The sequence below is a fragment of the Streptomyces maremycinicus genome (assembly GCF_001184025.1).
Taxonomy (GTDB): Bacteria; Actinomycetota; Actinomycetes; order Streptomycetales; family Streptomycetaceae; genus Streptomyces; species Streptomyces maremycinicus.
In genome coordinates, this window is record NZ_BBYG01000015.1 from 57,535 (window position 1) to 81,141 (window position 23,607).

At 72.1% G+C, this 23,607-nt stretch carries 20 protein-coding genes; 10 read left to right on the plus strand and 10 right to left on the minus strand.

The window, feature by feature from the left end; genetic code table 11:
• The first annotated feature begins 204 nt into the window (after window positions 1–204).
• Entirely contained in the window at window positions 205–1,650 is a 1,446-nt protein-coding gene (locus tag AOQ37_RS21035) for a glyceraldehyde-3-phosphate dehydrogenase (protein ID WP_062646146.1), read from the plus strand.
• Window positions 1,651–1,730: 80 nt separating this feature from the next.
• Here the strand turns inward: AOQ37_RS21035 and gnd are convergent, their stop codons facing one another.
• From gnd to AOQ37_RS21055, 4 genes are all read right to left on the minus strand, one after another.
• The gene (gnd, locus tag AOQ37_RS21040) at window positions 1,731–3,170 is read right to left on the minus strand and encodes an NADP-dependent phosphogluconate dehydrogenase (protein WP_062646147.1); all 1,440 of its coding nucleotides are present in this window, start codon (window positions 3,168–3,170) and stop codon (window positions 1,731–1,733) included.
• Between the two features lie 227 nt (window positions 3,171–3,397).
• Window positions 3,398–3,904 carry a MarR family winged helix-turn-helix transcriptional regulator gene (locus AOQ37_RS21045; protein ID WP_062646148.1) on the minus strand — a complete coding sequence of 169 codons (507 nt, stop codon included), beginning with the start codon at window positions 3,902–3,904 and terminating at the stop codon, window positions 3,398–3,400.
• 164 nt (window positions 3,905–4,068) lie between these two features.
• Complete coding sequence (locus AOQ37_RS21050; RefSeq protein WP_062646149.1) at window positions 4,069–5,697, minus strand: cellulase family glycosylhydrolase; 1,629 nt, start codon at window positions 5,695–5,697, stop codon at window positions 4,069–4,071.
• A gap of 323 nt (window positions 5,698–6,020) precedes the next feature.
• Complete coding sequence (locus AOQ37_RS21055) at window positions 6,021–6,764, minus strand: GntR family transcriptional regulator (protein WP_062646150.1); 744 nt, start codon at window positions 6,762–6,764, stop codon at window positions 6,021–6,023.
• Window positions 6,765–7,432: 668 nt separating this feature from the next.
• Between AOQ37_RS21055 and AOQ37_RS21060 the strand changes: the two genes are divergently transcribed.
• Window positions 7,433–8,092, plus strand: a complete 660-nt coding sequence (locus tag AOQ37_RS21060; RefSeq protein ID WP_062646151.1) for a YceI family protein — start codon at window positions 7,433–7,435, stop codon at window positions 8,090–8,092.
• A 58-nt stretch (window positions 8,093–8,150) separates the two neighbouring features.
• Here the strand turns inward: AOQ37_RS21060 and AOQ37_RS21065 are convergent, their stop codons facing one another.
• Complete coding sequence (locus AOQ37_RS21065) at window positions 8,151–8,651, minus strand: PaaI family thioesterase (protein WP_062646152.1); 501 nt, start codon at window positions 8,649–8,651, stop codon at window positions 8,151–8,153.
• A 90-nt stretch (window positions 8,652–8,741) separates the two neighbouring features.
• Between AOQ37_RS21065 and AOQ37_RS21070 the strand changes: the two genes are divergently transcribed.
• The 4 genes from AOQ37_RS21070 to AOQ37_RS21085 all read left to right on the plus strand — a co-directional run bounded on the left by AOQ37_RS21070 (window position 8,742) and on the right by AOQ37_RS21085 (window position 12,408).
• Window positions 8,742–9,209: a winged helix-turn-helix transcriptional regulator gene (locus AOQ37_RS21070; RefSeq protein WP_062646153.1), complete on the plus strand. Its 468-nt coding sequence runs from the start codon at window positions 8,742–8,744 to the stop codon at window positions 9,207–9,209.
• A gap of 166 nt (window positions 9,210–9,375) precedes the next feature.
• Window positions 9,376–10,230 carry an SDR family oxidoreductase gene (locus tag AOQ37_RS21075; protein ID WP_062646154.1) on the plus strand — a complete coding sequence of 285 codons (855 nt, stop codon included), beginning with the start codon at window positions 9,376–9,378 and terminating at the stop codon, window positions 10,228–10,230.
• Between the two features lie 131 nt (window positions 10,231–10,361).
• Entirely contained in the window at window positions 10,362–11,216 is an 855-nt protein-coding gene (locus AOQ37_RS21080) for a nuclear transport factor 2 family protein (protein WP_234436969.1), read from the plus strand.
• Window positions 11,217–11,445: 229 nt separating this feature from the next.
• Window positions 11,446–12,408 (plus strand): macro domain-containing protein, encoded by a 963-nt coding sequence (locus tag AOQ37_RS21085; RefSeq protein ID WP_062646155.1) that lies wholly within the window; start codon window positions 11,446–11,448, stop codon window positions 12,406–12,408.
• A gap of 6 nt (window positions 12,409–12,414) precedes the next feature.
• On the opposite strand, the gene AOQ37_RS21090 is transcribed toward AOQ37_RS21085, so the two are convergent.
• Window positions 12,415–13,326: a helix-turn-helix domain-containing protein gene (locus tag AOQ37_RS21090; RefSeq protein ID WP_199825065.1), complete on the minus strand. Its 912-nt coding sequence runs from the start codon at window positions 13,324–13,326 to the stop codon at window positions 12,415–12,417.
• 124 nt (window positions 13,327–13,450) lie between these two features.
• Between AOQ37_RS21090 and AOQ37_RS21095 the strand changes: the two genes are divergently transcribed.
• A complete protein-coding gene (locus AOQ37_RS21095) occupies window positions 13,451–14,392 on the plus strand; it encodes an SIR2 family NAD-dependent protein deacylase (protein WP_234436970.1) in 942 nt (313 codons plus the stop codon).
• 19 nt (window positions 14,393–14,411) lie between these two features.
• Here the strand turns inward: AOQ37_RS21095 and AOQ37_RS21100 are convergent, their stop codons facing one another.
• Together AOQ37_RS21100 and AOQ37_RS21105 are read right to left on the minus strand one after the other, a co-directional pair.
• The gene (locus AOQ37_RS21100) at window positions 14,412–14,894 is read right to left on the minus strand and encodes a GNAT family N-acetyltransferase (protein ID WP_062646156.1); all 483 of its coding nucleotides are present in this window, start codon (window positions 14,892–14,894) and stop codon (window positions 14,412–14,414) included.
• A 6-nt stretch (window positions 14,895–14,900) separates the two neighbouring features.
• Complete coding sequence (locus tag AOQ37_RS21105) at window positions 14,901–15,671, minus strand: response regulator (protein WP_199825066.1); 771 nt, start codon at window positions 15,669–15,671, stop codon at window positions 14,901–14,903.
• 109 nt (window positions 15,672–15,780) lie between these two features.
• On the opposite strand from AOQ37_RS21105, the gene AOQ37_RS21110 reads away from it, so the two are divergent.
• Both AOQ37_RS21110 and AOQ37_RS21115 read left to right on the plus strand, forming a co-directional pair.
• Window positions 15,781–17,388, plus strand: coding sequence for a sensor histidine kinase (locus AOQ37_RS21110; protein WP_062646157.1), 1,608 nt, complete (start codon window positions 15,781–15,783; stop codon window positions 17,386–17,388).
• A complete protein-coding gene (locus AOQ37_RS21115) occupies window positions 17,385–18,599 on the plus strand; it encodes a PP2C family protein-serine/threonine phosphatase (RefSeq protein ID WP_062646158.1) in 1,215 nt (404 codons plus the stop codon). Before AOQ37_RS21110 ends, AOQ37_RS21115 begins: the two co-directional genes overlap by 4 nt.
• A gap of 63 nt (window positions 18,600–18,662) precedes the next feature.
• On the opposite strand, the gene AOQ37_RS21120 is transcribed toward AOQ37_RS21115, so the two are convergent.
• Window positions 18,663–19,487 (minus strand): VOC family protein, encoded by an 825-nt coding sequence (locus AOQ37_RS21120; protein ID WP_062646159.1) that lies wholly within the window; start codon window positions 19,485–19,487, stop codon window positions 18,663–18,665.
• 226 nt (window positions 19,488–19,713) lie between these two features.
• On the opposite strand from AOQ37_RS21120, the gene AOQ37_RS21125 reads away from it, so the two are divergent.
• Window positions 19,714–21,912, plus strand: coding sequence for an ATP-binding SpoIIE family protein phosphatase (locus AOQ37_RS21125; RefSeq protein ID WP_062646160.1), 2,199 nt, complete (start codon window positions 19,714–19,716; stop codon window positions 21,910–21,912).
• Window positions 21,913–21,963: 51 nt separating this feature from the next.
• On the opposite strand, the gene AOQ37_RS21130 is transcribed toward AOQ37_RS21125, so the two are convergent.
• Window positions 21,964–23,148, minus strand: a complete 1,185-nt coding sequence (locus AOQ37_RS21130; protein ID WP_062646161.1) for a beta-ketoacyl-[acyl-carrier-protein] synthase family protein — start codon at window positions 23,146–23,148, stop codon at window positions 21,964–21,966.
• Window positions 23,149–23,607: the final 459 nt, after the last annotated feature.

Consider the following 23,607-nt stretch of genomic DNA (forward strand, 5'->3'; position numbering starts at 1 on the left):
GGGGGTCTCCCGGAGACCTCCCGGAGGCGTCCCGGAGGTCTCCCGGGGCCCCTCAGAGGTCTCTCCCCTGGCTTCTCGCACGTCTCCCGACGGGTCTCCCGATGGCGTCCCGTCGCGGGTGCACAGCTGAGCGCGGGGCCGCTTCAATGATCGAAACACCGCAGGGTTAGCATATGAGCGCCACCTAGCTCGAAAGATAGGCCCGTGACGCTCAACGACGATTCGTTCACCAACTGGAAGAACCGCGAGGAGATCGCGGAGTCGATGATCCCGATGATCGGGAAGCTGCACCGCGAGCGGGACGTGACCGTCCTGCTGCACAGCCGCTCCCTGGTGAACAAGTCGGTGGTCAGCATCCTCAAGACCCACCGGTTCGCCCGCCAGATCGCCGGTGAGGAGCTCTCGGTCACCGAGACGCTGCCCTTCCTCGACGCCCTCACCGCGCTCGACCTCGGCCCGTCGCAGATCGACATCGGCATGCTCGCCGCGACCTACCGGGCCGACGACCGGGGTCTGTCGGTGGCGGAGTTCACCGCCGAGGCCGTGGCCGGTGCCACCGGCGCGAACAAGATCGACCGGCGCGAGCCGCGCGACGTCGTGCTGTACGGCTTCGGCCGCATCGGCCGGCTCGTCGCCCGGCTGCTCATCGAGAAGTCCGGCTCCGGCAACGGCCTGCGGCTGCGCGCCATCGTGGTGCGCGGCGGCGGCGAGCAGGATCTCGTCAAGCGCGCGTCCCTGCTGCGCCGCGACTCCGTGCACGGCCAGTTCCAGGGCACGATCACGGTCGACGAGGCCAACAACAAGATCATCGCCAACGGCAACGAGATCACGGTGATCTACGCCGACGACCCGAGCGAGGTCGACTACACGGCGTACGGCGTCCGCGACGCCATCCTGATCGACAACACCGGCAAGTGGCGGGACCGCGCGGGCCTCGCCAAGCACCTGCGGCCGGGCATCGACAAGGTCGTGCTGACCGCGCCCGGCAAGGGCGATGTGCCGAACATCGTGCACGGCGTCAACCACGACACGATCAAGCCGGACGAGCGGATCCTGTCCTGCGCGTCCTGCACCACCAACGCGATCGTCCCGCCGCTGAAGGCGATGGCCGACGAGTACGGTGTGCTGCGCGGCCACGTGGAGACCGTCCACTCGTTCACCAACGACCAGAACCTGCTGGACAACTACCACAAGGCCGACCGGCGCGGCCGTTCGGCGCCGCTGAACATGGTCATCACCGAGACCGGCGCGGCCTCCGCCGTCGCCAAGGCGCTGCCCGACCTCAAGGCGCCGATCACCGGCAGCTCGATCCGGGTGCCGGTGCCGGACGTCTCGATCGCGATCCTCAGCCTGCGCCTCGGCCGGGAGACGACCCGCGAGGACGTCCTCGAGTACCTCCGCGAGGTGTCGCTGACCTCGCCGCTCAAGCGCCAGATCGACTTCACCACGGCGCCGGACGCGGTCTCGATGGACTTCATCGGCTCGCGCCACTCCTCGATCATCGACGCCGGCGCCACCAAGGTCGACGGCGACAACGCGATCCTCTACCTCTGGTACGACAACGAGTTCGGCTACTCCTGCCAGGTGGTCCGGGTCGTCCAGCACGTCTCCGGGGTGGAGTACCCGACGTACCCGGCGACGGGCGTCTGAGCCGACGGCGGCGCAAGCCGGCAGAAGATCACGCAGGAGGAGTGGGGCGCCCTGGGCCGAGGGCGCCCCACTCCCGTGTGTCAGGCCGACGTCTCCGGACGGCCGGCCTCGGACCAGTGGGTGTGGAAGGCGCCGGGACGGTCGGTGCGCTGGTAGGTGTGGGCGCCGAAGTAGTCGCGCTGGCCCTGGAGCAGGGCGGCCGGCAGCCGCTCCGCGCGCAGCGTGTCGTAGTGGGCGAGCGCCGCCGAGAAGGCCGGCACCGGGATGCCGCGGCGCGCGGCCGAGGCCACGGTCTCGCGCCAGGGCACCTGCGCGTCCGTGATCTCCATCGCGAACTCCATCTCGCCGAGCAGGCTGACCAGGTGCGGGTCTGCGGCGTACGCGGCGCGGATGCGGTCGAGGAACGAGGCGCGGATGATGCAGCCGCCGCGCCAGATCCGGGCGACCGCGCCGAGGTCGATCTTCCAGCCGAACTCGCCGGCGGCGTCCTGGATCATCTTCCAGCCCTGGTCGTAGGCGATGACCTTCGAGGCGTACAGGGCGTGCTCGACCTGTGAGGTGAAGCGGGTGGCCTCGGTGCGGCTGAGCGGGGGCGTGGTGCCGCCGGGGAGGCCGGCGTAGGCGGCGCGCAGCGCGCTCTGGCCGGAGGAGGCCCGCGCGAAGGTGGCCTGGGCGATGGCGGTGACCGGGGAGCCGAGGTCCAGGGCGGTCTGCACGGTCCAGCGGCCGGTGCCCTTCTGGCCGGCGGCGTCGGCGACGACGTCGACGAAGGCCAGGCCGGTGGTGGGGTCGGTGTGGGCGAGGACCTCGGCGGTGATCTCGATCAGGTAGGAGCCGAGTCGGCCCTCGTTCCAGCCGCGGAAGATGTCGGCGATCTCCGCCGGGGTGTAGCCGGCGACCTGGCGCAGCAGGTCGTAGGCCTCGGCGATGAGCTGCATGTCGGCGTACTCGATGCCGTTGTGCACCATCTTGACGAAGTGCCCGGCCCCGTCGGTGCCGATGTGCGTGGCGCAGGGCTCGCCGCCGACCTTCGCGCTGATGGACTCGAACATCGGGCCGAGGACGTCGTACGACTCGGTCGAGCCGCCCACCATCACGGCGGGCCCGTTCAGCGCGCCCTCCTCGCCACCGGAGACACCGGCGCCGACGAAGTGGAGACCGCGCTCGCGCAGGGCCTCCTCGCGGCGGCGGGTGTCGGCGTAGTGCGCGTTGCCCCCGTCGATGATCATGTCGCCCGGCTCCAGGAGCGGGGCGAACTCGTCGATGACCGCGTCGGTGACCGCGCCCGCCTGCACCATGATCATCAGTCGGCGGGGGCGTTCGAGCGCGGCCACGAAGTCGGCGGCCGACTCGGCGGGGACGAAGGCGCCCTCGTGGCCGAACTCCTCGACGAGCGCGCGGGTACGACCGGCGGAGCGGTTGTGGACGGCGACGGTGTAGCCGTTGCGGGCGAAGTTGCGCGCGAGGTTGCGGCCCATCACGCCGAGGCCGGTGACGCCGATGGCGGCGGTTGCGTTCACGAGGTACGTCCCTAGGATCGGTGGCGTGGTCGAAGGGGCGGGCGGCCCCCCGGTACCCCCAGGTACGCACCGTCGGCCGGTTCTTCTCGATCCGTCACCGATTCCTTGCGGCGATCAGCGTTTCCGCGGGCCGGCCGGGTCCGGCCGGGCCCGGTCGAGCCCTTCCGACTCCGCCGGAACGACCCGCCGGAACAGCCCTGCCGGACGTCCCGGGCCCGGCAGATCCGCTACCGGCGTCGCCAGGGCAGCGTGGCGGAGTCGGCCTCGGTGCTCTCGGCCCGGACCAGGGCCTCACGGATGGCCTCCCCGATGTCCGCGAGCTGGCGCACCTGTTCGGGAGTGAGGGCGTCGAACACCGCGCGGCGAACGGCCTCCACGTGCCCCGGGGCGACCTCCTCCAGCAGGGTCCTGCCCTGGTCGGTGAGGAAGGCGAGCTGGCCCCGGCCGTCGGCGGGGTCCTCCCTGCGGTCCACGAGACCGGCCTCCCGCAGCCGGTTCACCGCGTGGGTGAGCCGGCTGCGGGTGATCTTCAGACGCTGCGCGAGCTCGGACATCCCGAGGGTGCCCTCCGGGGCCGCGGAGAGATACGCCAGCAGGCTGTAGTCGGCGTGTGTCATCCCCGCGTCCCGTCGCAACTGCCGGTTGAGGTGGTCGGCGAGCAGGGTGGAGAAGTCGATGTAGGCCAGCCAGGCTCGTCGTTCGTCGGCGTTGAGCCAGCGGGGCGTCGTGGACATGGGCACACCCTACGGGGTGCGCCATGGCGCCCCGGCAAGCCGGAACGGCCGGACCAGCGGAAACGGCCGACCCGGCCGCACCGGCCGCCTCCCCCGCCGGTGCTGGAGACCGGTGCTGAAGACCGGCGGAGGCGGTCGGCGGAGGCGGTCGGCGGCGATTCCGGTCAAGTGGTGGCGCAGGCACCGCCGTTGAGCGTGAACGCGGTCGGCGCGGAGTTCGTCGCGCCCTTGCTGCCGATGAAGCCGACGGTGACCGACCCGCCGGCCGGGACGGTGGAGGTGTACGAGGCGGGGGTGACGCTCACCGAGCCGCCGCTCTGGGTGGCGGTCCCGCCCCACATGGTGGTGACGGTCTGCCCGTCGGCGAAGGCGAAGGCGAGCTTCCAGCCGCTGATCGCGGTGGTACCGGTGTTGCGCAGGGTGATGTCGCCCTGGAAGCCACCGGGCCACTCCCCCACGACGCGGTAGCCGACGGAGCAGGCCACGGCGGGCGCGCTGCCGGTGGTGACGCTCACCGCGGCGGAGCGCGCCGAACGGTTCCCGGCGGCGTCGCGGGCGTAGACGGCGAAGGAGTACGCGGTGTTCGCGGTCAGGCCGGTCACCGTGGCCGAGTTGGTGGTCGAAGCGGCCGCGGCGGTCTCGGTGGAGCCGCTGATCCGTACGACGTCGTAACCGGTGACACCGACGTCGTCCGTGGCGGCGGTCCACGTGAGCGTCGCCGAGGTGGCCGTCACACCGGAGGCGGTCGGGGTGCCCGGGGCGGTCGGGGCCTGGGTGTCGCCCGGGGTGCCGCCACCGAAGACCGTGGCCTCCTCGGCGGTCTGCGCGATGCCGTTCACGCCGTTGAAGATGCGCTGTCCCCAGGAAGTGAGCTGCGCGGTATCGAAGTTGAGCACCAGGTCGAGGATCGGGTCGGTGTTCCCGCTCCAGGACCAGGCGAGGTAGCCCAGGTCGAGCTGCTCGGCGGCGGCCATCATGGTGTCCTCGTCGGGGTCGCCCCACTGGTCGGCGGGACCGCCGAACTCGCCTATGAGGATCGGGAGTCCGGCGTCGACGAAGGCGTTCAGATAGTCGGTGATCTCCGCCGCCGTGTCGAACACGCTGTACATGTGGATCGAGAAGATCAGGTTGCCCGTGGTGTCGGCGGCGTACACGGACCGGGCGTTGGCACGCATGACGCCCTGCCAGTCCTGGCCCCAGTTGGGCGCGTCCACCATGATCGTGTGCTGGAGGCCGGCGCCGCGCAGCTTCTTGATCGCGGCGATGGTCGGATCGGTCCAGCCCGCCGGGTCGGTGTTGCCCCAGGGCTCGTTGCCGATGTTGACGACGATGTAGTCCTCCTGGCCGGCCAGTACGCTCTTCAGGCCGATCCAGTAGTCGGCCGCCTGGTCGAGCGTGCCGGCGGCGGTGTCCTCGCCGTACCCGGTGGTGTCGTGCACCTCCAGCACGCAGATGAGCCGGTTGGCCTTGCACTGCGCGACGACCGTCGTCACGTCCGACGCGCTGTTCGCGCTCCACCGGTGGCCGTCGGCGAGGACGACGCGCACCGCGTTGGCCCCCATCGCCTTGATGTCGGCGAGGGACTGCTGCGTCCGGCCCGGATACCAGGTGTGGGCGTGGTTCACGCCGCGCATGACGAAGTCGTTCCCGTTGCTCTCGACCAGCCGGCCGTCGCTGATGTGCAGGCCGGTGGCGAGCGCGTCGGGCGCGCGGGTCTGGGCCTGGGCGGCGACCGGGCAGAGGGCGCCGACGAGGACCAGGCCGAGGAGGGCCGCGAGTTCGGCCAGCAGCATGCCCAGGGGGTGTTTCGTGCTGCGCTTCGCGCGCGCTGTCGTGCTCGTCGTGCTCCTTGTTGTTGTGGTTCTCACTGCGACTCCAGGAGTGAGGCCCAAGAACTCAGGCGACAGAGGGGTGGGGGCGTGCGGAGGACAGGTGGGGCGGAGTGCGGAGGACATGAGCGGTGGCATGTGGGGGCCACATAGGGGCTGACGACATGTGGGAGCGCTCCCATGAAGCCACTACGTCAAGTACACGTCAAGACTTCGCGCAGGGTCTCCGGCTCCAGGGGTCCACGCGATCGCCGGACTCCCGGCCGGTGCACGGAAATCCCAGGGCGTCACGAAGCGGCGCGGCGGCCGCGCGCGGGCTTGCGGCCACGTGCCGCGCCCTCCGGCTCCAGTTGCTCCTCCACGGCCCGCTGCGCCCGAAGTGTCGCCCCCGCGATCAGGGCGGAGGCGAGCCCCCCGTCACGCTCCTCGCAGGCCTGGAGCAGCCGCTCCTGGTCGTCGACGCTGTGCGCGAGCCGGCCGGCCCGGGTCAGGCTGAGCCGCCGCAGCATCAGGGTGCGCAGGGCCAGGGAGTCCAGGATCTGCTTCAGCGTGGGATTGCCGGCGATCTCGGTCATCCGCTCCTGGAGCAGTACGTGGTTCCAGAAGTACCCGTCCACGTCACCGTCGTCGGCGAGGCCGCGCATCCGCTCGACCCGGGTGCGCAGCTCGGCCAGCTCCTCGTCGTCGGCCCGTTCCACGAGCAGGCCCGCGAGCATCGACAGGAGGTTCTTGCGCACCTGGTAGATGTCACGGATGTCCTGCGGGGTCGGCGCGGCCACCCTGGGACGGCGCCGCGCCTTCATCTCGACCAGCCCCTCCTGTTCGAGGAGCATCAGCGCCTCGCGGACGGGCGTACGGCTGGTCTCGAACCGGCGTGACAGATCGACACTGTTGAGATCCCGACCCGGCTCCAGCCTGCCCTCGATGATGCCTGCGCCGACCCATCCGGCGATCTGCGCGACCAGCGGTTCACGTCTGTCCCGCAGCCGCAGGAGGCGCTCCAGCACGAGGTGCGTGTCCTGATCGCCCATGCGGCACTTCTCCCTGCCTGTCCCGGCTCACAGCGGACGCAACGGTGTCGACACTATCCCGCCCCCTGATGGTCCACACCGGAAACCCCCTGGTGGCTGTCGACAGACGGGGCCAATACCGCAGTTCATCCCAGAAGCGAACAGAAACGTCGGCAAAAAGGTCGACAGACGTGGCGTCTCTCCGGTTCGGCGGCGGGATGCCCGGCGGCGATCGGCGGGCCACGACCCACACGGGGAGCAACCCGCCGCATGGAACCGACCGCCGATCGGCTCCCTCCGTCGGCACCGCGGTGGCCGCGCCCGGGGTCCCCTCGCGGGCGTCGAGGGACTCGGCGCGGACATGGACGTCGACGGGTCATCGCATCGGCGCGGGCGATGACCCGTTTTCGCTGGCGCTCCTCTGGACGGCACACTTCTCGACGGCGCCCTTCTCGACGGCGGTCTTCGCGATCCCCTCCCGATCGAGCCGATTTCGTCGAGCGCGTCCGATACGGAACCGTCCGCCCAATTCGGTGAATTCACTTGACCGTGACGTGGCGGCCATGTGTGGGTTCTGTACCCGCCGGTGGTCCGATGACGGCGTATCAGCCTTTCGGTCCTGATTCGATCCGTCACCGCTCACGGGGAAGGCTTGCGGCGATATCCGCCGTGGAGTAACTACGTGAGCCATGAACCTGTTCACCCGCGGCGCATCCCCACGACGCCCGGCTCCCCCCACAGCTCAGCAACCCCCCGCCGGCTCCCCCACCGCCGCCTCCGTCGGCCGGCCGCATCCCTCCCTCGCGGCGCTGACCGGTGACTGGATGATCGACCCGGCGCACAGCCGTATCGGTTTCTCCGTCCGGCACGCACTGGTCACCACCGTGCGCGGGGCATTCACGGAATACCGGAGCCGGCTCTACTTCGACGGCCGGGACCCGGCCCGTTCACGGGCCGAGATCCTTTTGTCCACCGCGAGCATCGACACCGGAGTGGAACAACGCGACGCGCATGTGACCGGCCGTGACTTCCTGGACGCGGCGACCTATCCACATATGCGGTTCATCAGTACCGCCGTACAGCTCGCGGGCCCCGACGTCTATCGCATGACCGGCGATCTCACCATCAGGGACATCACTCGTCCCGTGGCCCTCGAACTCACCTATATAGGACATGTCACCGACCCGTTCGGCTATGAACGGGCCGGTTTCGACGGCACCACCACCATCGATCGTTCCGCATGGGGCCTCACGTACAACGCGCGGCTGGCCGAAGGCGGCGCCATGGTCAGCGAGAAGGTGCGCCTCCAGTTCGACATCGCCGCCATTCGCACCCCTGCCGCCGGGTGACCGGCGCGCGGCCTTCCGGCGGGCGGCGACGGGAGGTCCGGTCCCGTACGGCGCCGGGTCAGCTCTGGGGGCGAGGCACCGGGAAGAGCAGGCAGCTGCTGGTGGCGTGGGCGAGGAGACGGTCCCTCGCGTCGAACAACTGCGCCTGGGCCAGCGCGGTCTGACGGCCGCCGCTGACCACCGTGCCGACGGCACGGACCGTGCCCGTGTCCGCGGTGATCCGCCGCAGGAACTTCACCGTCAGGTCGAGCGAGGTGTACGCCATGCCCTGCGGGAGAGTGGACTGGACGGCGCACCCCGCCGCCGAGTCGAGCAGGGTGGCGAAGATCCCGCCGTGGACGCTGCCGATCGGGTTGTAGTGCTCCTCGCCGGGCGTCAGGGCGAAAACGGCCCTGCCGGGCTCCACCTCGACCAGGGAGAAGTCGACGGCACGACTGACGGGCGGTACCGGCAACCGTCCCGCCTGAAGCTCCCGCAGGAAGTCGATCCCGGCCATGCGTCCGGCGGCGTCCGCCAGGATCGCCGGATCCTCCCACTCATACGTACGTGTACGTCCCACGGCCGTGCGCCTCCTCTGACTTTTGCAGGTGAAGCTAGCCTCCGCCCCACCTGACTGTCAATGAAGAAGCCAGGGCCCTACGATGGCGGGATGGAGTGGCTTGAGGCGAGCACGGAGAACTGTCCCGTCCAGCGCACGCTGGACGTGATCGGGGAGAAGTGGACCTTGCTGATCCTGCGCGACGCCGTCAACGGGGTCCGCCGCTTCGACGACTTCCACCGGCACATCGGCCTGTCGGAGGCCGTCCTCAGCGACCGTCTGCGCAAGCTGACCGCGGCCGGCGTCCTGCGGACCGTCCCCTACCGGGAACCGGGCAGCCGCCCCCGCAACGAGTACCGCCTGACCCGCAAGGGCTGGGATCTGTGGCCCGTCCTGATGGCGCTGAGCCAGTGGGGCGAGGCGTACACCCTCGACTCCGAGGAGCCCGTGCTGGATGTGCGCCACACCGACTGCGGCGCGCCGCTCCGGGTCGTCGTCGAGTGCTCCGCGGAACACTCCGCCCTCGGCCCCGGGGAGGTCACCGCCCGGCTGGGGCCGGGCGCCCGGCCCCGGGCGTGACCGTGACGTCGTACGCCTCCGGGTGGAACCGGGCCGGCCGTCGGCGCGTCCGGCCCGTCGATGAGGGCCGGCCCATTGCGGTGCGACGCGCCCAGGCGCATCGCCGCTCGTGGAGGAAGCCTTCGTCCCGCCCGCAGCGGACCGACAGAAGTACGGAAGTGATGTCATGACCGACTCCCCCCTGCCGACCCTGGTGATCACCGGAGCCACCGGCCGGATCGGCGGTCGCGTCGCCCGCCGCCTGGCCGCGCGGGGAGTGGCCCAGCGGCTGCTGGCCCGCAGCCCCGAGCGGGCACCGCGACTGCCTGACGCCACGCCGGTCCAGGGCGGTTACGGCGACCACGACGCCGTCGTCCGCGCCCTGCGCGGCGCCAGGACCGTGTTCATGGTGTCCGCCTCCGAGAGCCCCGACCGGCTCGCCCAGCACAGGACCTTCGTGGACGCCGCGGCGGAGGCGGGCGTCGAGCATCTCGTCTACCTCTCCTTCTTCGGCGCCGCACCCGACGCCACCTTCACCCTCGCCCGCGACCACTTCCACACCGAGGAACACATCCGCGCGAAGGGCCTGTCGTACACGTTCCTGCGCGACAACCTCTACGCGGAGTTCGTCCCCGATCTGGCCGGTGAGGACGGCGTCATCCGCGGTCCTGCCGGGCAGGGGCGTGCCGCGTTCGTCTCGCAGGACGACGTCGCCGACGCCGCCACCGCCGTGCTGGCCCGGCCGGCCGACCACGCCGGACGCGTCCACGACCTGACCGGGCCCGACGCGCTGACCTTCGCGCAGGCCGCGGTGATCCTCTCCGAGGCGCGGGGTCGCACCGTCACCTACCGGGAGGAGACGGTCGAGGAGGCGTACGCCTCCCGTGCCTCCTACGGCGCACCGCGCTGGCAGCTCGACGCCTGGGTGTCGACGTACACGGCCGTCGCCGCCGGTGAGCTCGACGGGGTCAGCGAGGCCGTGCCCCGCCTCACGGGCCGCCCCGCGACCCCGCTCGCCGAGGTCGTCCGCACCCGGGACTGAGGTCGCCCCCCTCATCGACATGTCGTTTTCTGACCATCCGTGGTCGCCAACAGGTGACGGCAACCCTTCCTCGTCGGCCTAGTTTGAACACATCACCCCCGCGCAACCGCCGACGAGGAAGACAGACGGTCATGAGCAACGCCAACACCCACGCCAACACCCACGCCAACACCCACGCCCACGCCAACGCCAACGCCAACGCCAACGCCAACGCCAACGCCAACGCCAACGCCAACGCCAAGGACATCGTCCGTCGGGCCGCCACCGAGTTGTTCGGCGACAAGGATCCCTCCGCCGTGGACCGCTGGGTCGCCTCCGGCTACACACAGCACAGTGCCCTCGCGGCCGACGGTCCGGAGGCGCTGCGCGCTCTGATCGCGGGCCTCGGCGCCGACTTCCGCTACGAGGGTGTCCGGGTCGTCGCCGACGGCGACCTGGTCGCCCTGCACGGCACCTACCACGGCTTCGGCCCCGACCCGCTCGTCGGTTTCGACATCTTCCGGGTGGCCGACGGCAGGCTCGCCGAGCACTGGGACGCGCTGACCCCGTACGTCAAGGACACCGTGTCGGGCCGCACCCAGACCGACGGTCCCGCCGAGCCCACCGACGCCGACCGGACCGCGGCCAACCGGGCCCTGGTGACGGAGTTCGCGGAGAAGGTGCTCGTCGGCGCCGACTACTCGGTCCTGACCGACTACATCTCCACCGAGACGTACCACCAACACAACCCGGAGGCCGCCGACGGGCTGGACGGCTTCGGCGCGGCCGCCGCGCGGTGGGCCGAGCAGGGCAGGAACCTCGTCTACACCGAGGTCCACCGGGTCATCGCCGAGGGCGATCTCGTCCTGGTGCAGTCCGAGGGCGTGTTCGGGGTGCCGGTCGCCTACTACGACCTCTTCCGCGTCGCCGACGGAAAGATCGTCGAGCACTGGGACGTCATCGCCCCCGTCCCGGCCGAACTCCCGCACGCCAACGGCCTGTTCTGACGGCGGCTCCTCGACCGGCACGCACCGTCCGGCGGTACGGGCGCACCGTCGTGCTCGAGCCGGGGCCGGGCACTCCTCCCCCACCGCCGGACCGCTCGCCGATCGGCAGTCCCCGTCCCGTTCACCGGTCCACCGACCCGGTGCCGCACACCGATCCGCCGTGGGCCGTCCCGCGCACCGAATCCACCGTCCGCCGTCCGCCGTCCGCTGTCCCACCCGGAGCCGCTCCATGACCACCGCCCGGTCGCGGTCCAGCCGTCCCGCCGGGGCGTTGCCACTGGCCGCCTATCGCGGGGCCGTCGCCCTGGACGAACCCTTCCGTCCGTCCGTGGCACCCGCCCCGGCCGGACAACTGGACCAGCACGTGCGCGCGGCACTGCGCCTCCTGCTCGGCACCGAACCGGCCGTGTCGCTCCCGGGCCTGCCGCCCGGCTCCTCGCCCGACACGGAGCACCTCGACGCGGCCGAGGCGCGACGGCTCCTGCGTGCCGTGCTGACGGTCCGTCCTCCCGGCCCGCTGCCCGAGGGTGCCGGGGACGCCGTGGACCGGGTCCTCGGTGCCGAGCGTCTCCTGCGGACCGGCGTCACGGCGCTCCATCTGCCCACGATCGCGGAGGAGTTCCCCGGCACGGCCTTCCCGGCGGCCCGGCACACCGCGCTGTGGCGGGGGGACATCACCACCCTTGTGACGGACGCCCTGGTCAACGCCGCCAACAGCGCTCTGCTCGGCTGCTTCCGTCCCCTGCACGCCTGCGTCGACAACGTCGTCCACCACGCCGCCGGACCCCGGCTGCGCGACGACTGCCACACCGTCGTCGGGCTTCAGGGCGCCGCCGAGCCGACCGGCGGCGCCAAGATCACTCGCGGCTACCATCTCCCCGCCCGGCACGTCCTGCACACCGTGGGCCCGATCGTCGACGGCCGGCCCGGCGCCGCGGACGCGCGGGCACTGGCCTCGTCCTACCGCGCCTGTCTGGACCTGGCCGCCGAGGTGGGGACGATCCGCACCGTCGCCCTGTGCGCGGTGAGCACGGGCGTCTTCGGTTACCCGAAGGACGAGGCCGCCCTCGTGGCCCTGCGCACGGTCGCCGACTGGCTCGACGTACACCCCGGCCGGTTCGACCGGGTCGTGTTCACCGTCTACGAGGACGCCGACGTGAGCGCGTACCGACGCGGCCTCGCCCGACGGTGAGCGTTCTCATCCCGTCCCGCGATTCCCGGCACGGCCGCGGACCTCGCTGCGGAAGTCGATCGGGGACCGGCCCACCCGGTGCAGGAAGTACTTGCTGAACTGGGACGGGTTGGCGAAGCCCAGCTGGTCCGCGACCTGCGCCGCGGTCCGGTCGCTGTGCGCGAGCAGCCTTTTGGCCTCCAGGACGACCCTGCGGTCCACGAACTCCTTGGCGCTGATCCCGGCACCGGTCAGCGTGGCCCGGGCGAGGGTGCGCGCGGAGTACCCGAGCAGGTGGGCGTAGTCCTCCACGCGCCGGGTCCGGGTGAAGTGCCGCTCGACCGCGTCCCGGAACCGCAGATAGGTCTCGTCCGGCTCCGGAGCGGGGCCGCCGGCCGGGGCGGTGAGATGGGCCAGCCGCAGCACGAGGACCGCGAGGAGGTGGCGCAGGGCGGCCAGATGGACGTCCAGGGGCAGGTGGCCGAGTGCGCGGAACTCCTGTCCCAGATGCTCCACGGCGAGGTCCAGCGCCTCGGCGTCCTCGGCCACCGGGGTGCTGACGACGGGCGCGTGGGCGTCGTCGACGCGGGCGGCTGTCGCGGTGGCCGCGTCGAGGAAGTCCTGCCGGAACAGGATGAGGGTGCCCTCGGCCCGGGTGAGGTCGCCCCACTGCTGGACCTGCCCGGGGCGCACCCACAGCCAGGAGCCCGGCCGCAGGACATGACCGGCGAAGTCCACGGTGTGCCGGAGGTCCCCCGACGTCAGGGTGAGCAGATGGTGGAAGTCGGGGCGCTGCGGCCGGGCGAGATGGTGCTCCGGTACCCGCCCCCGCAGGTCGGCCAGCGACATGACCTCGACGCCCGCGGGTGTCCCGGCGGGCGCGGCGAAGGGGACCTCGGGAAACTCCCGCGAGGAGTCCTGTCGGTTTTTGGCCATCATCGGTCAGGAGTGTATCTCGTCGACACCTGTCTCTCCCTCTTAACTTGAAGATGACCAGCTGCCACAGGGGGTTCCTGACGGCAGAAAAAGACAAGACCCTGAAGCGGGAAGGAACACCGCGTCCGTGAACACCCCGAGCAGCCTCCCACTCTCCGCAGGACAGACGCCCGCAGGACCGACGGACGCGGAACAGGCGGACGCGGAACAGGCGGACGCGGAACAGGCGGTCGCGGAACGGGCGGTCGGGACGTTCCGCGCCTGGCTGGGTGAGGCCGACCGGGTCCTGCTCGCGGCCGGTGCCGGTCTCAGCGCGGCCGCCGGCTACGACTACGGCGACGCCGAACGCTTCGGGCAACTGCTTCCCGCCCTGCACCGCCTCGGGCTGCGCTCGCGCTACCTGCTCGGGGCGCCCCTGCCGAAGGACATGATGTGGGGCTACTGGGCCGTCCACATCGACGACATCCGCTTCGGCCCCGGCCCGAACCCGCTCTACCGGCGGCTGCGGGAACTGGTCGGCGACCGTGACCACTGGGTGATGACGTCCAACGTCGACGCCCTGTTCGTCCGCAACGGCTTCGCGGCGGACCGCGTCTTCACCCCCCAGGGCGACTACGGCCGCCTCCAGTGCACCGTGCCCTGCACCCGGCGGACATGGTCCAGCAAGCCGTTCCTCGACGCGGTGCTCGCGGCGTACGACCGGGAGAGCGGCCGTGTGCGCGACGAGGCCGCACTGCCGCGTTGCCCCGACTGCGGTGCCGAGGTCTTTCCCAACATCCGGGTCGGACCCGAGTTCGTCGACGACGCCCATCTGCCCGCCGGCCGCGACCTCGCCCGCTGGCTCGACCGGAGCCCCGCGGACGGCGACCTGCTCGTCGTGGAGATCGGCGCCGGATTCAACACCCCGGGCGTCGTCCGACGGCCCATGGAGAACCTGGTGCGGCGCACTCCCGGGGCCCGCCTCGTCCGGGTCAATCCCGGTCACCCCGAGGTCCCCGCCGACCTCGCCGGACGCGCGCTCTCCGTGCCGCTGGGAGCGGACCGGCTCCTGCACGGACTCGTCGTCTGACGGCCCTCGGATGCGGGGCTCAGGCGTCCCGGTTCAGGTCCCGGGTCTCGGGAAGCCGGTGGAATCCGCCGGCCCGGTGGGTGGCGACGGCCGCGACGTTCGCGCTGGGGGTGCGGACGAGCGCGCTCGACGCGCCGAGTTCGCGGAGCGCCCGCGCCGCGGCGACGCCCATCGCCCTGCCGTGGCCCCGACCGCGATGGTCCCGGTGCACACCCATCGGCTCGAGCAACGCCGCCCGCCGCGCGAGTTCCTCGTCACACGGAGCGCCCGGAGCGATCGCCGGCCGCGGCAGCGTGGGCCCGTCCAGCACGACGGCGAGAACGCGTCCGTCGCGGCTCCAGGTGCGGACCGCCGCGGCCGTCGCCGCCGCGCCGAACCGCCAGAACCAGCCCAGGTCCCTCGGATGCAGGTGCGCCGGCGCCGCGTCGGACTGCCACTCCCGCAGCACGCCCACGACCTCGCCGAGCCCGTCGACGCCCGGCTCCCCGGGCGCGACCGTCATGACCGCTCAGGGGCGGGGCCGGGCGGCGGTGTCGAGGTAGAAGGCGTCGATGCTCTGGACGGCCTGCTCGAACTCGTCGAGGTTGACGGGCTTGGTCACATAGGCGTTGGCGTGGCTGCTGTACGCGTCGGTCACGTCGCCGGGGGCGGTGGAGGTGGTGAGGACGACGACGGGGATGGTCTGGAGGTCCTCGTCGGTCTTGAGGACCTTCAGCAGTTCGCGGCCGTTCATGCGCGGCATGTTGAGGTCGAGGACGATGAGGTCGGGCCGCGGGTTGCCCGGGGTGCGCAGGTGTTCCAGAGCGGCGACTCCGTCGGTGACCTGGACCAGGTTGCGCGCTCCACGCTCGGAGAGGGCTTCCTCGATGAGCATCGCGTCGGCGGCGTCGTCCTCGACGAGCAGCACGTCGAAGGGGCGGGCGGGGGTGGTCATCATCGGATGCTCCGTGGGGGTGTCGTCAGAGTGGTGATAGAGCCCCGGCCAGCGGCGCCGGGCGCCTTGGCGGGTCAGGCCGCAGGCGGCGCCGAGCTGCGGATAGCCGGCTCCCGCGCGGGCGGCAGCCGCGGCTGCTTCCCGCTGGAGCCGTTCGGCGGCCTGCTGGAGTTGGTCCAGCACATGGAGCAGGGCCAAAGCCTGTGCCGGATCGTCCGGTGCCGGGGGCGGGGAGCCTTCGAGCAGCCGGTGGGCGAGGCGCTGGGCAAGATCGCCGACGGTGGCGTCCGCGATGGCGGCCGTCTCCTGCGGAGTGGTCCGCAGAGCGAAGTTCTTGCCTGGCATGCCTGGCACTCTATGGTCCGGGAGCAGTTCGCGACAACAGGCGTTGTCGCCGTCTAGAGTGTGCCGACCGTTGCCTTCGGGCAAGTGTTCGCAACGAGGAGTCCGCACCATGACCGGCAGTGAGAGACCACCGCGCGCGCGGTGGCTTTCCACGTGGACCACCCGACGGTGGCTCCGGGCGGGGGCGGCCGCGTCCTTGACGGTGCTGGCTCTCCTCGGTGTGACGGGAGCGTGGGTCCTGGCGCGGACCGAATCGATCAGCAGGAACCTCGTGGACGTGCGGTCTCCCGCGCTGACCACGGCGATCCGGCTGGAGTCGGCCCTTCTCGACCAGGAGACCGGGATCCGAGGCTACGGGATCACCGGCTCGGCGGACTTCATCGCCCCCTACGAGGAGGGCATCGCCCAGCAGAAGACGGACATGGCCCAGCTCACCGAGCTGCTCGCCGACGACCGTGCCGGGCTGGCCGACCTGAAGACCGTGCGGGATGCCGTGGAGAGGTGGCAGGAGAGGTTCGCGCGACCGATCGCCGCCTGGCCGGCCGGCTCGCCCTCCCCCCTGGCCGGCGAACGGGCGGCGGAGGGCAAGAAGGCCTTCGACGAGGTACGGATCGCCCTCAGCGGGCAGCAGGAGCGGCTGCGCGCGGAACGCGTCCGGGCGCGGGCCGACCTGATGGGCACCATGGCCCTGCGGAACGTGGTGTTCGGCTCCGCCGCGGTACTCGTCGTCCTCCTCACCGCGATCGTCTTCGAAGGACTGCGCCGCGGCATCACCCGGCCCCTGGACCAGCTCGGCGCGGACGCCCGCACCATCGCCGACGGCGACTTCGAGCACCCGATCACCCCGACCGGCCCCGCCGACCTGCGGCGCCTCGGCGGTGAGATCGAGTTCATGCGCCGCCGTCTCGTACGGGAACTGGCCTTCAGCGAGGAGGCCCGTCAGCGGCTCGACGCGCAGGCCGCCGATCTCCAGCGCTCCAACGCGGAGCTGGAGCAGTTCGCCTACGTGGCCTCCCACGACCTGCAGGAGCCGCTGCGCAAGGTCTCCAGCTTCACCCAGCTCCTCCAGCGGCGCTACGGAGGGCAGCTCGACGCACGGGCCGACCAGTACATCGACTTCGCGGTCGACGGGGCGAACCGCATGCAGGTCCTCATCAACGACCTGCTCGACTTCTCCCGGGTCGGGCGGATGCACAACACCCACCAGAGCGTGGACCTGGAGCGGGTGCTGGAGCGGACGCTGTCCGCGCTGAGCGTCGGCATCGAGGAGGCCGGAGCGACCGTCACCCACGATCCGCTGCCGACCCTGGTCGCCGACCCCACCCAGATGGGCATGCTCTGGCAGAACCTGATCGGCAACGCCGTCAAGTTCCGCCGCCCCGATGCGGCGCCGAAGATCCATGTCACCGCGGCCCGGGAGGGCGAGCTGTGGCGGTTCACCGTGACCGACAACGGCATCGGCATCGCACCGGAGTACGCCGACAAGGTCTTCGTGATCTTCCAGCGGCTGCACACCAAGGACACCTACTCCGGCAGCGGCATCGGCCTCGCGATGTGCAAGAAGATCGTCGAATTCCACGGCGGCACCATCGGCGTCGACACCGCCTACACGGACGGCGCGCGCATCGTCTTCACGCTGGCGCCCGAGCCGCCCGCGGACCCCGGCCCCTCGACCCTGCCGGAGGCCGACCGCGCCGGCACCGAGCAGTCACGATGACCGCGGCGATACCGGCCGGCCCCGTTCAGGCGTCCGACGAGCCGATGTACCGCATCCTCCTCATCGAGGACGACCAGGGCGACGCCCTGCTCGTCGAGGAGCTGCTGTACGACACGGGGCTGCGGTTCGAGCTGACGACCCGCACCACGCTGGCCGAGGCCCGCGCCGAGCTGACCGGTGCCCCGATCGACTGCGTCCTCCTCGACCTGCATCTGCCCGACGTGTCGGGCATCGACGCGGTCGCCGCCGTGCGGGCCCTGGCACCGCACACCGCGGTCATCGTCCTGACCGGGCTCTCCGAGGCCCAGGCGGGTACCGACGCCATGGCCGCCGGCGCCCAGGACTACCTCGTCAAGGGCAAGGTCGAGGCCGATCTGCTGCACCGGACGGTGCGCTACGCCGTCTACCGCAGCCAGACCGAACGCGCGAGCGCCGAAGCCCAGGCCACCCGGCTGCGGGCGGAGGAGAACGCCCGCCTCGAACGCGGTCTGCTGCCCCAGCCGATGCTCGACACCTCCACCGTGCGGGTGACCTCCCGCTACCTGCCGGGCGCCACGATGGCCCTGCTCGGCGGGGACTTCCTCGACGTGGTGGAGGGGGACGACGGACTGCTGCACGCCGTGGTCGGCGACGTCAGCGGACACGGCCCCGACGCCGCCGCACTCGGTGTCTGCCTGCGCATCGCCTGGCGCTCCCTCGTGCTCGGCGGACACCGCGGCGAGGACCTGCTGCATCTGATGGAACGCATCCTGATCGCCGAACGCGGCAGCCAGCAACTGTTCGCCACCTGCACGCTCCTCACCCTCGACCAGGACGCCGCCACCGCCACCCTGCACCTCGCCGGCCATCACGAACCCCTCCTCACCACGGCCGAGGGGACCCGGGAAGTGGCCGCCGCGCACGGTGTCGCCCTGGGCATCGTCCCCGGGCTGCGCGGCTGGCCGTCGACCGTCGTCCCGCTCCCGGCCGCCGGGGCCCTGACCCTCTACACCGACGGCCTCACCGAGGGGCACAACGGGGCGACGAACGAACGGCTCGGCGTCGAAGGGCTGCTCGCGCTGATGGCGCACCTGCCGACGGCGGACCCGGCCGCCCACGTCGATCTCCTCATCAAGGAGACCCACGAGCTGAACGCCGGACGTCACTCCGACGACCTCGCCGTGCTCCGCCTCGACTGGGGCGACCAGGGCGCTCAGCGGGCCCGGTCGTAGCCAGGGGCCGGAACGCCGTGCCCGCCCGCGGTCCGGCCGACGAGCGTCCCGGCGCGGGGGCGCTCAGCTCGGGTTGGACGGGGTGAGGACCACGAAGTCGGCGGCGGACCGGTCGAGGCAGACGGCGAGGCGGCCGACGCCCTCCGCGTCCATCGGTCCGGCCTGGACGCTGCCGCCGTTCCCGGTGACCGCGGCGACGGCGGCGTCGCAGTCGGCGACGGCGAAGACCGGGTGCCAGTAGGCGCGCCCGCCCGCCAGGGCCAGGCCGTCCCCGCCGACCTCCATCAGGCCGCCCTGCATACGGTCCTCGGGAAGCCCGTCCGGGGTGATGAGCGTGTACGCGCCCTCCCCGCCCGGCATGTCCATGTCGCTGAACTGCCAGCCGAAGACCGCGCCGTAGAACGCCTTCGCGGCGGCGGCGTCGCTCGTGTACAGCTCGGTCCAGGACAGCGAACCCGGCGCGTCGGCCAGTTCGAACCCCGCGTTCTTCCCCGGCTGCCAGACCGCGAACTGGCCGCCCGACGGGTCGGTGTACTGCGCCATCCGCCCCCACTCGCCGAGGTCTCTCGGGGGCACCCGGACCACGCCGCCCGCGCTCTCCACCACCCGGGTCGTGGCGTCCGCGTCGGTGACGGTGTAGTAGATCATCCAGGCCGAGCGAGCGCCCTCCTCGGACAGTCTGCCCAGGCCGGCGACGATCTTGCTGCCGCTCCGGAACATCCCGCCCTCCATGTCCGCGCCCTCGCCCCCGGCTTCGCCACCGGGGTCGCCCATGGACTCGAAGTCCCAGCCGAGCACCGAGCCGTAGAAGGCCGCGGCGGCCCGCACATCGGGCGCGCCGAGGTCGAGCCAGCACGGGGAGCCGGGGGTCAGATCGGTCGTGATCACGGCTGTTCCCTTCGCAGGTCCTGTGTCGTTTCAGCGTGACACCGGCCCCCCACGAGCGCGCGTCGGCCACGCGCCGCCGTCGGCGAAGAGTCCCCGGCGTCGTTCCGATGTGGGCGAAGCGACCCCCGGTGTTATTCAATGGGGTGTGCGGTCAGGGATCTCGGGGCCCCGTCGCACGGGTCCGAGTACGGCCCCGGCGCGCGCCGGGGACTGCCCAGGGAGCCGCATGGACTCCACGCCCTCCCCTTCGTCCTCATCGCCGTTCGACCTGATCAGCAGCGCCCTGGGGCGCTTCGTCCCGCGCCGTGGAGCGGCGGCGTCGGCCGGCCCTGCCCCCGCGCGGGGCGACCGCAGCCCCCGTCGGCGCGTCCCCGACGACCCGGCGGACGGCCCGCCGGACGACCGGGCGGACGACCGGGCGGACGACCGGCAGGATCAGATCCTCGGCGTGGTGAACCTGGACAGGGACCTGCGGATCACCCGGTGCAATCTGGACGCCCCCGTGTTCGCGGGGCTGGACGCCGTCACCGGGAGTCCCTTCGCCGATCTCCTGCCCGCCGGGGACGTGCCGACGGTCACCCGGCGGTTGCGCCAGGTCCTGGAGGTCGGCGAGGCGCACGTCGCCCGGATCCAGCGACTGCGGCGCGCCGACGGGTCGGAACTGGTGGTCTCGCTGAGCATCCTGCCCGCCGCGGCGCCCCAGGAGGGCCTGACCGTCTCCGTGATCGCCATGGCCACCCGGCTGCACCTGTACGCCGCCGAGACCGCGATCGGCACCTCGCTGGACATCGGCGAGACCGCGCAGTCGCTGGCGGAGTCCCTGCTGGCCTGGGGCGACGTGGCCGCCGTCGACCTCGACTTCGCCGTGTGGACCGGGGAGGGGGTCACCGACCGGGCGCAGGGCCGCATCCGGCTGCGGCGGGCGGCGCTGGTGCCGGACCGGGCGTGGCCCGAGGGGTACGTGACTCCCGGCGGCGATCTGCCGGGCGACGCGAGTCGTCTGCTGGCGCAGGCGGTACTGCGGGACGACGCCCCACAGGCCATCGTCATACCCGACCGGGAGGCGGTCGAGCGGCTGCTCGGCAGTCCCCGGGTGATCCGAGCCCTGGTGCCCGGTGACCGGTCGGCGGGTGTGGCGTGCATCCCGCTGGTCCTGGACAGCACGCCGCCCGTCGTCCTGGGCGTGGCGGAGGTCTGGCGACGGGCGGACTCCCCCTTCCGCGACAGCGAGCTGCTGGACCTTCAGGAACTGGTGGCCAGGACCGCCCACCATGTCGACCTGGCCCGTCAGCACCAGCGCGAACACACGCAGGTGCTGGCGCTCCAGCGCCGGCTGCTGCCCCGGATGGGCGGCCACACCGTGGAGATCGCCAGCGTCTACCAGCCCGCCACTCCCGACAGCGCGGGCGTCGGCGGCGACTGGGTGAACAGCTTCCCGCTGCCGGACGGCCGTACCGCACTGGTGGTCGGTGACGTGGTCGGCCACGGACTGGGAGCCGCGGCGACCATGGGCCAGCTGAGCATGGAGGCCCGCGCGCTGCTGTCGGCGGGGCTGGCACCCGACGAGGTGCTGGAGCACCTGGACGAGACCGTGAGCCTGCTGGACGACGCGGAGTCCGGGCTGGCGGCCGGCTACAGCGCCCTCGGCTCCACCTGCTGTATCGCCCTCTACGACCCGGTCAGCCACCAGGTGGCGCTCTCCAGCGCCGGCCACCTCCCTCCGGTGCTGGTGCTCCCGGACGGACAGGCGGGCCCGCTCCCGGTCCGCCCGCACCCCGGCCTGGGCGCGGAGTTCGCCCTGCGGGAGCCGTTCGGCGTCCACACCTTCGGCGCGCCCCCGGGCTCGCTGCTCGCCCTCTACACCGACGGCCTGGTGGAGGATCCGGCCCTGTCGATCGACGACGGCATCGGCAGACTGGCGGAGGTCGTGTCCGCGGTGCACCCGTGGGACACCCTGGAGCAGGCCGCACGGCACGTCGTCTCCTCGCTGGCGCCCGTGCGCCAACGCGACGACGTGACCCTGCTCCTCGCGCGCCTGATCGGCCACCGCAAGGGGGACACCGCGACCTGGCGGCTGCCCGCGCGCGCCGACGCGCCCGCCCGTGCCCGCGCCCACGTCTCGACGCTGCTGCGGCAGTGGGAGAGCAGGAGCGACACCCGGGACGATGTGCCGCTGCTGGTCAGCGAGCTGGTCACGAACGCGGTGCGCTTCGCCGCCGGCCCCATCACGGTGCGGCTGATCCGAGCACCTGACGGCCTGCTGTGCGAGGTGGGCGACACCGGCAACGGCAGGCCGCGGCTGAGCCGGGGCGGCCTCCTCGACGACGCCGGACGCGGCCTGCACGTCGTGCACCGGCTCACCACCCGGTGGGGGGTGCGGTGGACGGACACCGGCAAGGTGGTGTGGGCGGAGATCGCGAGGTGAGGCGGCCGCGGCGCGGCGCACGGCCGGGACACGCGCTCCCTCGGCGTCGTCCTAGAGCCACTCGCCTTCCAGGGCGGTGGCGGTGAGGCCCGGTGCAGCCGCGTACAGGACGGCGCGGCTGCCCGGCTTCTGCCCGGCGTCGTAGGCCCGCCGCACGATGTCGAACACGGCGGCGCCTCCGCGGTTGCCGCTGGTGTAGCTGTCCCGGCTGTGGTCGAGCAGCCCGGACGGCCAGGCGTCGGGCATCGTCTGCTCCATGTACTCCAGCACGCGGGTGCCGCCGGGGTGCGCGAGCAGCACGTCGGGGTGCCAGGAGTCGGGGTCGTCCTGGTAACGGAGGCGCAGCCACTCCCACATCGCGGTGACCGTCTCCTGCACGGCGCGCGGCCCGCGCCGGTCCATCACGAAGTGCGTGCCGTCCGCCCGCGTCTCCAGGCGGTGCAGGTCCTGGGTGCCGGGCAGGGTGTGGTGCCAGGCGGCGTCCAGCCGCAGCACCGACTCGCCCCTCGGGCGGCCCGTGACCACCGTGGCGACCGCGGTGTCGGCGAACAGCAGCCGGACGATCAGGGACTCGAGGGTGTCGTCCGCGGGCTGGTAGGTGGTGCTCAGCGCCTCCGCGATCACGACCAGGACCACCCGGTCGGGGTCGGCGGCCACGAGATCCGCCGCCAGGGCCAGCGAGCGGGTGCCCGCGACACAGGCCCACTGGGTGGCCGGCAGCAGCATGACGTCGTTGCGGAGCCCGAGCCTGTTGGAGAGGGCGACGTCCAGACCCGGCAGGGCCGGAGTGGTGGAGTGACTGGTGATCAGGCAGTCGACGTCCGCGACGTCCAGCCCGGCGATCTGGAGGGCGCCGCGTGCCGCGCGCTCCCCGTAGGACTGCACGGCCTCCCAGGCCGGCGCGGTGCGCTCCTGGACGGTCTGCGGCGCGGGTATCTCCTCGAGGGCGGCGATCACGCGGTCCACGTCCTCCTGGGTGAACCCCTCGTCGGCCAGCGCCTTTTGGGCGGGCTCGACGCCGACCGCGCCCAGGGCGCCGCCGGTGCCGGACGCGACGGCGGTCTCCAGCGGCAGCATCCAGCCGCGGGTCTCGATGCCCGTGCCGGCCGCGATGCCGTCGATCCGCGGCGCCCAGGCCGCCTGCGGGTGCCGGTCGCGCACCTCCGCCACGATCTGGCTGGTCTGCACGGCGTGCTCGCCGTGTATCACGGCAGGGGGACAGACGTATGCGGCCATGGGATGCACCTTCCAGGAAGAACAGGGGAACAGGCGAACAGGCGAACAGGCGAACAGGGGGAACGTCACGAGGGCTGCGCCGAGGGCCACTTCGGTACGTCGCGGCCGAGCCGACGGGCTCCGCTTCGGGAGCCGCTGTCCTGATCGAGCATGGACGCCAAAGGGACATTTCCGCTGTGACCAAGACAACTTGGGCGCCCTGGAAGAGCGTGATACCGCACACACCGTCGGATCAGGGACCCTCGGAGCGGCTGCCCGCCTCGCCTGACGAGGCGTCAGCCACGACACCGCCCGGCCGCGGGCACAGCGCCGCCGGGGAATGAGCCCTCAAGCGCCCCTCCAGCAGTGGGCGTAGCTGCATCGCGCATAGGCACGCCCAGAACTATGGTGCCCCACCACATGTGCCCCTGACGTGGGCGTTCCTACGGTGTGCGGACACCCACCCGTCCCCACCGCATA